Below are 12,569 nucleotides of genomic sequence, written 5' to 3' on the forward strand. Positions count from 1 at the left end.
CCCACAGCGTGGCCAGCCTGCCGCGGGATGCGCCGTCCGCCCAGTACAGCGCTCTTACCGAAGACTGCTGAGGTACCCGCTCCAGTCCGATCATGCCGCCTCCTCGTCGCCACCCAGGTAGACCTCGATCACCCTGGGGTCGCTTGCCACCTTGTCCATACTGCCCTCGGCCAGTACCGAACCCTGATGCAGCACCGTCACCGTGCGGGCGATCGAACGCACAAAGCCCATGTCGTGCTCCACCACCACCACCGAGTGCTTGCCGGCGAGGCTCAACAACAGCTCTGCGGTACGCTCCATCTCCTGCTCGGTCATCCCCGCCACCGGCTCGTCGACCAGCAACAGTCGAGGGCGCTGCATCAACAGCATGCCGATCTCGAGCCACTGCTTCTGTCCGTGGGACAGGATGCCCGCCTGGCGGCGACTGAGCGACGCCAGGCCCACCGTCTCGAGCACCTCCTCGATTCGCGCCAGCACCTCCCCGGTCATGCGCGCCTTGAGGGTCGGCCACAGACTCTTGTCCATGGCCATCGCCAGCTCGAGGTTCTCGAACACCGTCAGCGCCTCGAACACCGTGGGCTTCTGGAACTTGCGTCCGATGCCGAGCCGGGCGATCTCCGGCTCGTTCTTGGTCAACAGGTTGTGGCGGCTGCCGAACCACACGCTGCCCTGATCCGGGCGCGACTTGCCGGTGATGATGTCCATCATGGTGGTCTTGCCGGCCCCGTTGGGGCCGATGATGCAGCGCAGTTCGCCGTCGTCGATGGTCAGGTTGAGATCATTGATGGCCTTGAAGCCGTCGAAGCTCACCGACACGTCCTCGAGATAGAGGATCGGGCCGTGGCGTACGTCGACCGGCGATTGTTCCGGGACCAGGAAGTCGAAGACCCGATCGCGATCGGCCAGGCTCTGAAGAAAGCTCATGAGGTGGCCTCCCTGGGGGTTGCATCCAGCGTGTCGGTTGGCGTGTCGGTTTGCGTGTCACTGTCATCGTCGCTGCCTTGCTGGCGAGAGCGTGACAAAAGCCCGGCGATGCCCTGGGGCAGCAGCACCGTCACCAGCACGAACAGCGCACCGAGCGCGAACAACCAGGCCTCCGGCATCACCCCGGTGAACACGCTCTTGGCGTAGTTCACCGCCAGCGCACCGATCACCGCGCCATAGAGGGTGGCACGGCCACCCAGCGCCACCCACACCACCACCTCGATGGAGAACAGCGGCGAGAACTCGCTGGGGTTGATGATGCCCACCTGGGGCACATAGAGGGCGCCGGCGACCCCGGCCAGCATGGCCGAGACGACGAACACGAAAAGCTGATAGCGCTCCACCCGGTAGCCGAGAAAGCGGGTGCGGGACTCGGCGTCGCGCACCGCCACGCAGACCCGCCCAAGCTTGCTGACCACGATGGCTCGACACAGCAGGAAACCCAGCGCCAGCGCTACGCCGGATGCGATAAACAGCCCCAGTCGTGTGGCGTCGGCGGACAGGTCGAAGCCCAGCAGTTCCTTGAAGTCGGTCAGGCCGTTGTTGCCGCCAAAGCCCATCTCGTTGCGGAAGAACGCCAGCATCAGCGCAAAGGTCAGCGCCTGGGTGATGATCGACAGGTAGACCCCGGTGACCCGCGAACGGAACGCCAGGAAGCCGAACACCAGCGCCAGCAGGCCCGGCGCCAGCAGCACCATCACAAAGGCAAAACCGGCCATGTCGAAGCCAAGCCAGTACCAGGGCAGGCTGTCCCAGTCGAGGAATACCATGAAGTCCGGCAGCAGCGGATCGCCGTAGACACCGCGGTCGCCGATCTGGCGCATCAGGTACATGCCCATCGCGTAGCCGCCGAGGGCGAAGAAAGCGCCATGGCCCAGGCTGAGAATCCCCAGGTAACCCCAGACCAGATCCACCGCCACCGCCAGCAGCGCATAGCACAGGTACTTGCCCAGTAAGGTAACGGTATAAGTGGAGACGTGCAGCGGGTGCTCCGGCGCCAGCAGCAGATTTGCCGCCACCACCAGCGCCATGGTGGCACCGAGCACCGCCAGGAAGATCAGGGTCGACCGCTCGCCGAACGGGCGAGCCAGCCATAGTCGGGATGATGGCATCGCTCAGCCCTCCGCCGCGCGGCCCTTCTGGGGAAAGAGTCCCCTCGGGCGCTTTTGAATGAACAGAATGATGAACACCAGCACCAGGATCTTGGCCAGTACCGCCCCGGCCCAGGGCTCCAGCACCTGATTGATCACCCCCAGCGAGAGCCCCGCCACCAGGGTGCCCCACAGATTGCCGACCCCGCCGAACACCACCACCATGAAGGAATCGATGATGTAGTTCTGGCCGAGGTTGGGACCGACGTTGGTGAGCTGTGACAGCGCCACCCCCGCAAGGCCAGCCACCCCCGACCCCAGCGCGAAGGTCAGGATGTCGACGCGGGTCGCGCGAATGCCCATGGAGCGTGCCATGGCACGATTCTGCGTCACCGCGCGTACCTCCAGCCCCAGCCGGGTGCGGCGCATCACCAGCATCAGGGCGGCAAACACCAGGATGGCGAAGCCCAGCACATAGAGGCGATTGAGGGTCAGCGACAGCGCCTCGTTGATCACCAGCGAGCCGCTCATCCACTCGGGCGTCACCACGGTACGGTTGAGCGGTGAGATCAGGGTGCGCACCAGCTGCTGCAGGATCAGGCTGACGCCGAAGGTCGCCAGCAGGGTTTCCAGCGGACGCCCCTTGAGGAACTGGATGACGCCTCGCTCGATGGCCACACCCACCAGCGCCGCCACCAGAAAGCCCGCCGGAATCGCCAGCAGCAGCGCAAGCCCCGGCTGCCCCGGCAACAGCTGCTGCATCGCCCAGGTGGTGTAGGCCCCCAGCATGATCAGCTCGCCGTGGGCCATGTTGATCACCCCCATGACGCCGAAAGTGATAGCCAGGCCGATCGCCGCCAGTACCAGCACCGAGCCCAGCGACAGACCGAAGTAGAGCGTCTCGGCGGCGCGGTTGAGCTTGAGCGCCTGCTCGCTTTCGGCCAGCGCCGCCTGGGCAGCTTCCGCCAGCGCTACATCGTCGCTGCGGCTGGCCTGCATCAGCGCGGCCCTGGCCTGGCCATTGAGGCTACCGGACAGCGCCTCGACCGCCGCCACGTCCCCCTGTTCGACCCGTGCGATGGCGATGGCCTGCTCCAGGGTCGCGGCCACCTCGGGGTCGCTCTCGGCGGCGGCCAGCTCGCTCAGCGACTCGACGGCGTCGGCCTCGACCTCGCCCAGCAGATCCCGCGCCGCCGCCAGCCGCTGGGCAGGGTCGTCGACACGCAGGTCGATCAGCGCCAGGGTGCTGTCCAGATAGCCCCTGAGACTGTTGTTGATGGAGACGCGGTCGAGCTCGCGGCGCGATATTTCGCCGGCCGGCTCCAGCGTCAGGGCGTCGGCCACGGGCCAGTTGCGACCGCGATTTTCCAGTACCACGACGATAGCGCCGCTGTCCTTGACGCGGGCGAGCTTGCCCTCGGCAAAGCTCTCGAGCCAGCGCCGGGCGCGCTCGTCACCGCTCTCGGCGATGGCGTCGATGGCCGCTTCCTTGTCGCGGAAGCTGGACTCGGCCAGCGCCGACAACAGCGCTGGCCCCTGGTCGGAAGAAGCGGCCTCGGAAGCGCCGGCGTCCTGAGCCCAAGCCTGGCCCAGCCCCAGGGCGACGAGGCAAAGCAGCACCAGCGCGCTCAGCCAGTGACGACCTGCAATTAAATTCATGGTGAGGTCCCTTGAGACACCCGGGTGCCGACGGCACCACGGGCAGGGTTGGCGTGATCCGGGCCGGTGCGCCGTGCACACCGGCCCCTTGTCGTTATGTTCTATTCGCTGGAGGCGACGTCTGAGCCACCACCGCAGCTACCCTGCACCACGTTGTAGTTGCCGCACTCAAGCGGAGCACGCCAGTCGCTGATCAGATCGCGGGAGCCTTCCAGATAGTCGGACCAGGCGTCGCCGGCCACGGTGGACGGGGTCTGCCACACCACCGAGAACTGGCCGTTGTCCTGGATCTCGCCGATCAGCACCGGCTTGGTGATGTGGTGGTTGGGCATCATGGTGGCGTAGCCACCGGTGAGATTGGGCACCGACACACCGATGATCGCTTCCTTGACCGCATCTACATCGGTGGTCTCGGCCTTGCGCACCGCCTCGGCCCACATGTTGAAGCCGATATAGTGGGCTTCCATGGGGTCGTTGGTGACGGCGTTGTCGTCGCCGGTGTAGTCGTACCAGGCGTCGATGAAGTCGTAGTTGACGTCTTCATCCACGCTCATGAAGTAGTTCCAGGCCGCCAGGTGGCCGACCAGCGGCGCGGTGTCGAGACCGGACAGCTCCTGCTCGCCCACCGAGAAGGCCACCACCGGGATGTCCGAGGCCTCGACGCCCTGGTTGGCCAGCTCCCGGTAGAAGGGCACGTTGGCGTCACCATTGATGGTGGAGACCACCGCCGTCTTCTTGCCGGCACCACCGAACTGCTTGATCTCGGAGACGATGTTCTGCCAGTCGGAATGACCGAAGGGGGTGTAGTTGACCATGATGTCCTCGTCGGCCACGCCCTGGGACTTCAGGTAGGCTTCGAGGATCTTGTTGGTCGTGCGCGGATAGACATAGTCGGTACCGGCCAGCACCCAGCGCTCAACACCGACCTCGTTCATGAGGTAGTCCACCGCCGGAATCGCCTGCTGGTTGGGCGCAGCGCCGGTGTAGAAGACGTTCTCGGAGGACTCCTCGCCTTCATACTGCACCGGATAGAACAGCAGGCCATTGAGCTCCTCGACCACCGGCAGTACCGACTTGCGCGATACCGAGGTCCAGTTGCCGAAGATCACGTCGACCTCTTCCTGCGCCAGCAGCTCGCGGGCCTTCTCGGCAAACAGCGGCCAGTTGGAAGCCGGGTCCACCACCACCGGCTCGAGCTCGCGGCCGAGCAGGCCACCCGCTTCGTTCTGCTGCTCGATCAGCATCAGCATGGTGTCTTTCAGGGTCGATTCGCTGATCGCCATGGTGCCGGACAGGGAGTGCAGGATACCGACCTTGATCGGGTCCTCCTGGGCCAGCGCCGGTGCGGCGATGGCCAGCGACAGCGTGGACACGGCCAGGCTGGCCAGCGCCTTGCGGGAAAGCGTCTCTGTCGAAAGCGCTTTGGAACGGTGGGCACAAACCTGCGTAGAAGACATCGAAGCGGTGGGCATGGGAAACCTCCAGGGGTTGCCTTGTCGTTGTGATGGACCATCGTCGAGAGGGAGCCAGGCGGTTCAGGTAAAACCGCTGTATCGCTCAGGCCTGACGTCTTGCGACGTCGACCTCCATCACCACTTCAAGCAAGTCCCATGCCAGCCATATAAAACATTTATAAATTCCGACATTACGTCGGCCTAGACGGGGGCTTACCCACCCCGCCTTGCGCCACAAGAGAGCATCTCGCGCCACCGGGGCGCACCGTTGCACCACATGTGGTGCACTTCGCTCCCCCGCCCCCTGCTTCTGCACCATCACAGCGCCAACCAGCGGTGCACCCCGCCACGGCCGGCACCAGAAAGGGGCGCCCTATATCGAGACGCTTCACTTGCAGGGCTCAGCATGACGGCAGCGGCGAGTACAAGTGTTCCGAGCGCAGCCACCTTTCAGCGACACACGGGGGGTGTCTGCTCGGAAGGCAAATGGGAGTCGATACGAAAACATCACCGAGACAAGGCACGTAGCCATGCGTCCACATTCATCCGTTCGTGGAAGACTTCGACAAGTTCGAGTGTCTCGTCCGTCTCGCGCAAGATCAGATAGTGTCGACCTTCACGGAAGTAGCGAAGGTGAGATTCATGGCCAACAGTGCTCGATAGTGTCGAGCATGGCCTGGGATGGGGCGGATGTCCCGCCGCCAGGGATTCAAGGCGGTGAACAAGTTGTGCCGTATACCGCTCGGCTCTCGCCTCGCCGAATTCCGATAGGGTCCAACGAAGAATATCTTTCAGGCTTGCAAGTGCCGCCGGCGCATAAATCAATCACGTCAAGAAGCATCGCCAGTTCGAGCAGCCTCGAGAACACTACCCAGAACTTTTCGTGGATCACCGGTTACACCTTCTCCACGATCAAGCTGCTCAAGCGCGACACCTATTCGAGAGCCGATGAGCGCAATCTCACGACGTTCCTTGACTGCACGCAACCCCGCTCGTAGCACTTCGCTGGCATTGGCGTAATCCCCAGAGGCCACAAGTTCGTCGATAAAACCATCTAGTTCAGGCGTGAGCGCCACGTTTCGAGCATGATTGGCCGGCATACGCTCTCCTATTGACCAGAATACATCTGGTGCAAGATTGGCCAGGGGTGGCCAGATTAGCCACCCCAGCAACCCGACCAGGACCGTCTGCGCGACCGACGTCTCTCGCAACACTTGGCGCGCACTACCTTGAAGACATCGAACCTGAACCGGACTGGGTGTCCCGCCATGAGCCCCCTTGGGACCCGACACTGGGCCAAGCACCAGACCGTTTCATCGACAAGGCTTAGCCCTCGAGCTGGCGGAGCACCTGTTCGGTAAAGGCGCTGCAGCCGGTATCGCCGCCGAATTCCCGGGGCCGATACCGGCCATCGGACAGTACGCCGTCCACCGCTTGACGCAACCGACCGGCGGCGTCAGACAAACGATCGTCGGCGTGCTCCACCGCCAGCCATTCGAGCATCATGGCCCCGGACAACAGGGTGGCGATGGGGTTGGCGGCGTCCTGCCCGGCGATATCCGGGGCGCTGCCGTGGGCCCCCTGGAACAGACCGTGGCGATCGCCCAGTTCGGCAGACGGCGACACCCCCATCCCGCCGACGGTGGCCGCCCCCAGGTCCGAGATGATGTCACCGAACAGATTCTCGGCGACGATCACGTCATAGAAGTCCGGGCGCTTGACCAAGTGCACCGTCATGGCGTCAACGTAGGCATAGTCGAGTTCGACGTCGTTGAACTCGGCGCCTACCTCGTCGCATACCCGACGGAAGAAGGCGTAGCTTCTGAGGATGTTGGCCTTGTCGCAGACGGTGAGCCGCCGCTTGCCGTCCTTCGGTGCGCCCTGACGTCGCCGTGACAGCTCCAGGGCGAAGCGCGCGACTCGCTCGGTGCCCTTGCGGGTGATCACCAGGCTGTCGCTGGCCATCTCGTCTCGCAGCACCACCCCGGCGCCGCGGCTGGCGTAGAGGCCTTCGGTGTTCTCGCGCACGATGACATAGTCGATGGTACCGGGCTGATGGTGTCTCAGCGGCGACTCGACCCCGGGCAGCAGGCGGATCGGACGCACGTTAGCGTAAAGGTCCAGTCCGAAGCGCAGCTTGAGGTGCAGGTCGTTGCCCACCTCGGTACCGTCGTCGTAGGTCACCCCCGGCAGCCCGGCGGCTCCATGCAGGATGGCGTGACTGGCCCGACAGGCGTCCAGCGTCGACTGGGGCAGCACCTCGCCGGTCTTGTCATAGTGCCCCGCTCCACCGTCGAGCCAGTCGAAACGCAGCACGTCGCTACCCAGCAGCGCTTGCAGTACCTGCACCGTGGCGCCCGCCACCTCCGGGCCAATACCGTCACCAGCGATAGTGGCAATTCGATAACTCACAGAGATTCCCTCGTCTTGTTGTTGTCCATTGATGGTGGCCTCGCAGTATCGTGGTGCAGCGATGTTCTATCCATGGGACCTTATGGTCGATGGCGATGGCGATGGCTACGTCAGAGATCACGCCGCATGATCAGATCCCTGTCCACCACATCGCCCATCTGAAAACTGTGGGTGCCTACCTCGACAAAGCCCCGGGAGCGATAGAAGGCGATGGCGGGATGATTGTTTTCCCACACGCCCAGCCAGACGAAGGCCCTGGCCTGTTCTCGCGCCTCGGTGATGGCCTTGTCGTACAGCATCTTGCCAAGCCCTCGGCCCTGGGCCTCGGCCAGCAGATAGATGCGCTCGATCTCGAGACCATTGTGCTCGCTCAGATCGGTCTGGGCCTCACCCCAGTTGAGCTTGAGATAGCCGACCGCTACGGGCCCCTTGGCAACGCCCTCGCGCTCCTTTCCCGCTTCACCCGTCTCGCGGTGGCCGGCCTCTTCCAGCAGCCAGAATCGCGACTGCGGGCAGGCCAGCTCGCGCTGAACCCGCCCAAGGTCAAAGGCATCATTCAGATAGCGCTCCATGGTCGCCTTGGAGTAAAAGTCGACAAAGGTCTGGTAAAAGGTGCGGCGCCCCAGGGCGGCCAGCGTTTCGGCGTCCTCCAGCGTTGCCTGTCTCAGGCAGTCATTCATCTCGCGTCCTTGCTCCATCGTTGTTCATACCCGCACGCAGGATCGTCGTCATGGGTCGCCACTGAGCACGGCGGCGGCGTGGTCAGCAAACCCATCCCCTCGAAGGCCTTCGCGGATACCCTCTCGTTCTTCTTGGGCTTGTGCTGCCGGGCTTGTACTAGTCAGCCAAGTGCTTGCCCACCAGTCGCCCGATCTCGAATGCCAGTCCAAGGGGTCAATCGCCTTCGTACCTTGGCGCTGGATCATCTCCACACAGCACGGCAGCGTCACGAGCCGAACGCCCATCCTCTCGAAGGCCTTCGCGGATACCCTCGCGTTCTTCCAACGGCTTTTGCTGGCTGGCCTTGTGTTTGCCCACCAGGCGCGTCACCTCGAGCTCTACCCCCACAATGCCACGACGCATCCCCTCCAGGTAGTCTTCGGGGGCGTCGTCCACCGCCCAGGGCGCTTCCCGGCCCGCCTCGAAGCGATCGACCAGCGACGTCAGGTGCGAGGTGAGCCAATCGCTTTCACGCGGGAAGACGAGCCGACCATGGGCATGCACCACCTGGTAGTTCCAGGTCGGCACCACGCGACCATGGCGGCGCTTGTCGGGATACCAGCCAGGCGAAATATAGGCGTCGGGGCCATGAAAGATCGCCACCGCCTCGATCGCTGCCGCGTCTGCTCGCTCACCCTCACCCAGCCGCCAGAGGGCGTTGGCGCGGGCGATATGTCCACGCAGCACCAGCGCGCCCTGTGACGTCTGCTCGACCATCAGCGGCAGGTGGTCGATACACACCCCCTGGTCACCGTCGGTGACCAGGGTCGCAAAGGGATAGGCTCGGACCACCGCCATCCTGGCGTCTTCGTCGGTCATGGCGAAGTGTCTTGGCTGATACAAGGGTCACGCGCTCCTTCAGAGTGGTTGGCATCCATCAATGTTGACTGCGAGAAGTAGAAGTTTATGTGCCCGCAGGGTCATCCAGGTTCAGGGTATAGGCGTAGAAGGCGTCGTTGCGTTGCCAGTTAAGTGACTCATACAGCGCCTGGGCGGTGTGGTTGTGGGTCTGGGTATTGAGCGTCAACTGGCCCACGCCCTGCTCCCTCGCCAGGTTCGCGGCGGCCTCCATCAGCTCACGGCCGATCCCCTTGCCACGCGCCTCGGGCGCCACGAATAGGTCGGCCAGGGTCCAGCGCGGTCCCACCCGTACCGTGGATAGCGTCGGATAGAGCTGAACGAAGCCTTCGAGCACACCCTCGTTGTCGCTGACCAGCAGGCGCGAGTCGGCGAGCGCGAGGCGCGTCTGGAGAAAGTCGCGGGCAGCCTGGATGTCGCTTTCCTGTGAATAGAACACCCTGTAGCCATCGAGCAGCTCACTCAGGGGTTGTAGATCGGCGATACAGGCAGGACGAACATGGTTCATGAGTCACCTTTCACATTGGCGGTCGTGTGCGCCGGCTGGCCAGAGGCGCACCGGCTCGTCGGGATGACAGGCACCCAGTCTTGCGCAATAGTGGTCCCACCATAAGAACCAATACTGTCCAGAAAAGGGGAACCAGTGCCCAGCCTTCACCGTCACGCCGAATGGATCACCGAAGCGCTGGCCATGCGCCTGGCGCCACCCGCCGCCGCCCCGTCGGGTTCGCTGCCCCAGCGCCTGTACGCGGCCCTGCGCGAGTGGATACAGCAAGGTAGCTTGCCCGCCGCCAGCGCCCTGCCCTCGTCTCGACGGCTGGCCGCGGACCTCGGCATCGGCCGCAACACGGTGCTTGCCGCCATGGACCGCCTGGTGGCGGAAGGCTTCGTCGAGGCGCGCCCGGGGGCCGGGCTATTCGTGGCGTCTTTGGCGCTGCCCGAACCCAGCCCGTTGCCCGGCGCCCCCATCCAGGCGAGCCGCTGGCATTCTCGGCGAGGTCAGCGCCTGCTGGAGAGCTGCGGCGAGATGGAGAGCTCCCGGGATGCCTTCGCCCCGGGCGTCCCCGCCCTCGATCTGTTCCCGCGCGAGGCATGGCAGCGCCTGCTACGGCGCCATCGTCACCAGGCCAGTCTCGACGCCTTCGGCTACGCCACCAACGGCGGGCATCACGCCCTCAAGACGGCACTGTGTGACTACCTGCGTCTATCGCGCTCGGTCAATTGCCAACCACAGCAGATCCTGATCACCCAGGGCGCCCAACAGGGCTTCGAGCTGATCGCCCGCCTGCTGGCCGACCCCGGTGACAGCGTCTGGGTCGAGGATCCCGGCTACGCCGGGGCCAAGGCCTGCTTCAACATGGCCGGGCTAACGCCCGTCCCGGTACCAGTGGACGCCCAGGGCATGCAGCCTGAGGCTCTCGCCCCGGATAGCCCGCCACCGCGACTGATCTATGTCACCCCCTCGCATCAGTACCCCTGCGGCGTGACGATGCCGGTGGCACGGCGCCTCGCCTTGCTCGACTTCGCCCGCCACCACGGCGCGCTGATCATCGAGGACGACTACGACAGCGAATTTCGCTATACCACCGCGCCGGTGGCCTCCCTCCAGGGGCTGGCCGGGGGCGGTCCGGTGCTCTACGTCGGCACCTTCAGCAAGGTGCTCTACCCGAGCCTCAGGCTCGGCTACCTGGTACTTCCCGAGTCCCTGGTGGACGACTTTCGCCGCGCCAACGCGCGACTGCATCGGGAAGGCCAGTACGTATCCCAGTCAGCGCTGGCAGACTTTATCGTCGAGGGACACTTCTCTCGCCACATCGCGCGCATGCGCCACTGCTATCGACAGCGTCAAGCCTGTCTCAGGGAGGCCTTGGCGCCTGCCGTGGAGCAAGGACTGGAACTGTCGGCCGGCCAGGCCGGCATGCACCTGGTGGCAAGGCTCGCCTCGCGGGCACAGGAGCAACGCCTGATCGAGCGCGGACGGCGCGAGGGCGTCACCCTGTCACCGCTATCCGGTCACTACCTGGCACCTGACGCCATGCCTGGGCTGGTGCTGGGCTACGCCGGCTCGACACCGGAGCGGATCGCCGAGGCCGGCGGCTGGCTGGCCAGGGCCTGGATCGATGACAACGCACGATGCGATGGCGCGCCGACGTGACGCGACGCCACTGCACCAAGCTCGCGAGACAGTGGGCAACGACGATGATAGCGGCGAGAACCCTCGCCGCGACGCCATCCTGGACGCCACTAGGCGCTGTCCGAAAAGTCGACGAGCGAAGGTTAGACAAGGCAAAAATCGGTGAAAAAGCGCAGTTTACGGGGTGTAAATGAGCATTTTGATCCGATTTTTAACGCCGTATTACCGAGCGCAGGCACTTTTCAGACAAGCCCTAGGCCGATCTCTGGATATCCCAGACCACCCTGAATCCCTGGTGGGTGGTGGTGGAGTCCGGCGTATTGCTGCTGCGGGCGGCGATGCGATAGCGGAAACAGTAGCTGACGTGGCACAGATGCGAGCCCCCCTTGAGCAAGCGACAGCCCCTTCGCGACTTGCCGAACGCCTGGGCCGATCGTCTCAGCGAGCGAACGACAAAAGGCTCGGCCGTCCACTCCCAGACATTGCCCACCATGTTGAAGAGCCCGTAGCCATTGGGGGCGAAGGCCTTCGCCGGAGCGGTGAACAGATAGCCATCGCGACCGAGATTCTCGTGGGGAAACCGGCCCTGCCAGATATTGCAGGGAAAATACGAGGCGTCATCGGGCTGCCGATCCCCCCAGGGAAAGGGCACATCACCCTGCCCACCGCGCGCGGCATGCTCCCATTCCACCTCGGTCGGCAGCCGCCCTCCTGCCCAGTTCGCATAGGCCTTGGCATCATTCCATGACACATGCACCACCGGATGGTCAGCAAGGCAGGTCGCGGCATCATTGCCCGCGCCGTCGACATCACGCCAGTTGGCTCCGTCCACCCGGCGCCACCACTCCAGTGATTCCACACCCAGGGTGTCACGCACATTGCCTGCTACCTGGCGGTGAAACACGAAGCTCCAGCCGAGGCGCTCGGCCTCGGTCACAAAGCCGGTGTCCTCGACGAACGCCGCAAACTGCGCGTTGGTGACCGCCGTCGCGCCGATCCTGAACGCGGCCACCCGCTTGCGCCGCAGGGGGCCTTCGCCGTCATCGAGAATGATCGGGGTAGCGGTGCCCAGGTAGGCCTTGCCGCCAGGAATCTCGACCGCCCCCTCATCGGCACGCGGAGTGTCCGACCACGGGACCTCGATCGCGGGTGAACGCGAAGCAGCGTCGGCAGAAGGAGAACAGCAGCTGCGGCGGGAAGTGTCATGTATCGAAGTCATGGGCAAACGATCAGATCTCAGTTGGCGCAATGCGCAGC

12 protein-coding genes are annotated in these 12,569 nt (G+C 64.4%); 1 reads left to right on the forward strand and 11 read right to left on the reverse strand.

What is annotated here, in order from left to right; translation table 11 throughout:
- Positions 1 to 90: 90 nt before the first annotated feature.
- The 10 genes from urtD to EBB56_RS16810 all read right to left on the reverse strand — a co-directional run bounded on the left by urtD (position 91) and on the right by EBB56_RS16810 (position 9,686).
- Positions 91 to 924, reverse strand: a complete 834-nt coding sequence (gene urtD / locus EBB56_RS16765) for an urea ABC transporter ATP-binding protein UrtD (protein ID WP_124804870.1) — start codon at positions 922 to 924, stop codon at positions 91 to 93.
- On the reverse strand, positions 921 to 2,096 hold the full coding sequence (gene urtC / locus EBB56_RS16770; RefSeq protein WP_045992500.1) for an urea ABC transporter permease subunit UrtC: 1,176 nt from the start codon (positions 2,094 to 2,096) through the stop codon (positions 921 to 923). Before urtC ends, urtD begins: the two co-directional genes overlap by 4 nt.
- Before the next feature lie 3 nt (positions 2,097 to 2,099).
- On the reverse strand, positions 2,100 to 3,734 hold the full coding sequence (gene urtB / locus EBB56_RS16775; protein ID WP_045992501.1) for an urea ABC transporter permease subunit UrtB: 1,635 nt from the start codon (positions 3,732 to 3,734) through the stop codon (positions 2,100 to 2,102).
- 101 nt (positions 3,735 to 3,835) lie between these two features.
- Positions 3,836 to 5,191: an urea ABC transporter substrate-binding protein gene (gene urtA / locus EBB56_RS16780; protein ID WP_124804896.1), complete on the reverse strand. Its 1,356-nt coding sequence runs from the start codon at positions 5,189 to 5,191 to the stop codon at positions 3,836 to 3,838.
- Between the two features lie 504 nt (positions 5,192 to 5,695).
- A complete protein-coding gene (locus tag EBB56_RS22425) occupies positions 5,696 to 6,013 on the reverse strand; it encodes a type II toxin-antitoxin system RelE/ParE family toxin (RefSeq protein WP_108133073.1) in 318 nt (105 codons plus the stop codon).
- Positions 6,014 to 6,018: 5 nt separating this feature from the next.
- Entirely contained in the window at positions 6,019 to 6,288 is a 270-nt protein-coding gene (locus tag EBB56_RS16790; protein WP_124804871.1) for a type II toxin-antitoxin system ParD family antitoxin, read from the reverse strand.
- A 226-nt stretch (positions 6,289 to 6,514) separates the two neighbouring features.
- Complete coding sequence (locus EBB56_RS16795) at positions 6,515 to 7,600, reverse strand: isocitrate/isopropylmalate dehydrogenase family protein (protein WP_197037131.1); 1,086 nt, start codon at positions 7,598 to 7,600, stop codon at positions 6,515 to 6,517.
- A gap of 110 nt (positions 7,601 to 7,710) precedes the next feature.
- A complete protein-coding gene (locus EBB56_RS16800) occupies positions 7,711 to 8,280 on the reverse strand; it encodes an N-acetyltransferase (RefSeq protein WP_045992503.1) in 570 nt (189 codons plus the stop codon).
- A gap of 214 nt (positions 8,281 to 8,494) precedes the next feature.
- Entirely contained in the window at positions 8,495 to 9,163 is a 669-nt protein-coding gene (locus EBB56_RS16805; protein WP_124804872.1) for an FMN-binding negative transcriptional regulator, read from the reverse strand.
- A gap of 61 nt (positions 9,164 to 9,224) precedes the next feature.
- On the reverse strand, positions 9,225 to 9,686 hold the full coding sequence (locus tag EBB56_RS16810; protein ID WP_045992505.1) for a GNAT family N-acetyltransferase: 462 nt from the start codon (positions 9,684 to 9,686) through the stop codon (positions 9,225 to 9,227).
- Positions 9,687 to 9,869: 183 nt separating this feature from the next.
- Between EBB56_RS16810 and EBB56_RS16815 the strand changes: the two genes are divergently transcribed.
- Entirely contained in the window at positions 9,870 to 11,333 is a 1,464-nt protein-coding gene (locus EBB56_RS16815) for a PLP-dependent aminotransferase family protein (RefSeq protein ID WP_124804897.1), read from the forward strand.
- 232 nt (positions 11,334 to 11,565) lie between these two features.
- Here the strand turns inward: EBB56_RS16815 and EBB56_RS16820 are convergent, their stop codons facing one another.
- Complete coding sequence (locus tag EBB56_RS16820) at positions 11,566 to 12,531, reverse strand: formylglycine-generating enzyme family protein (protein WP_124804873.1); 966 nt, start codon at positions 12,529 to 12,531, stop codon at positions 11,566 to 11,568.
- Positions 12,532 to 12,569 lie beyond the last annotated feature (38 nt).

Origin of the sequence: Halomonas sp. YLB-10 (genome assembly GCF_003856855.1) — a bacterium.
GTDB lineage: Bacteria > Pseudomonadota > Gammaproteobacteria > Pseudomonadales > Halomonadaceae > Halomonas > Halomonas litopenaei.

What these genes read in the sequence shown, in the direction of transcription:
- EBB56_RS16790 (WP_124804871.1), bottom strand. Translation starts at nt 6,288, where the DNA reads ATGCCGGCCAATCATGCTCGAAACGTGGCGCTCACGCCTGAACTAGAT.
- urtC (WP_045992500.1), bottom strand. Translation starts at nt 2,096, where the DNA reads ATGCCATCATCCCGACTATGGCTGGCTCGCCCGTTCGGCGAGCGGTCG.
- EBB56_RS16810 (WP_045992505.1), bottom strand. Translation starts at nt 9,686, where the DNA reads ATGAACCATGTTCGTCCTGCCTGTATCGCCGATCTACAACCCCTGAGT.
- urtB (WP_045992501.1), bottom strand. Translation starts at nt 3,734, where the DNA reads ATGAATTTAATTGCAGGTCGTCACTGGCTGAGCGCGCTGGTGCTGCTT.
- EBB56_RS16820 (WP_124804873.1), bottom strand. Translation starts at nt 12,531, where the DNA reads ATGACTTCGATACATGACACTTCCCGCCGCAGCTGCTGTTCTCCTTCT.
- urtD (WP_124804870.1), bottom strand. Translation starts at nt 924, where the DNA reads ATGAGCTTTCTTCAGAGCCTGGCCGATCGCGATCGGGTCTTCGACTTC.
- EBB56_RS16815 (WP_124804897.1), top strand. Translation starts at nt 9,870, where the DNA reads ATGCGCCTGGCGCCACCCGCCGCCGCCCCGTCGGGTTCGCTGCCCCAG.
- EBB56_RS16800 (WP_045992503.1), bottom strand. Translation starts at nt 8,280, where the DNA reads ATGAATGACTGCCTGAGACAGGCAACGCTGGAGGACGCCGAAACGCTG.
- urtA (WP_124804896.1), bottom strand. Translation starts at nt 5,191, where the DNA reads ATGTCTTCTACGCAGGTTTGTGCCCACCGTTCCAAAGCGCTTTCGACA.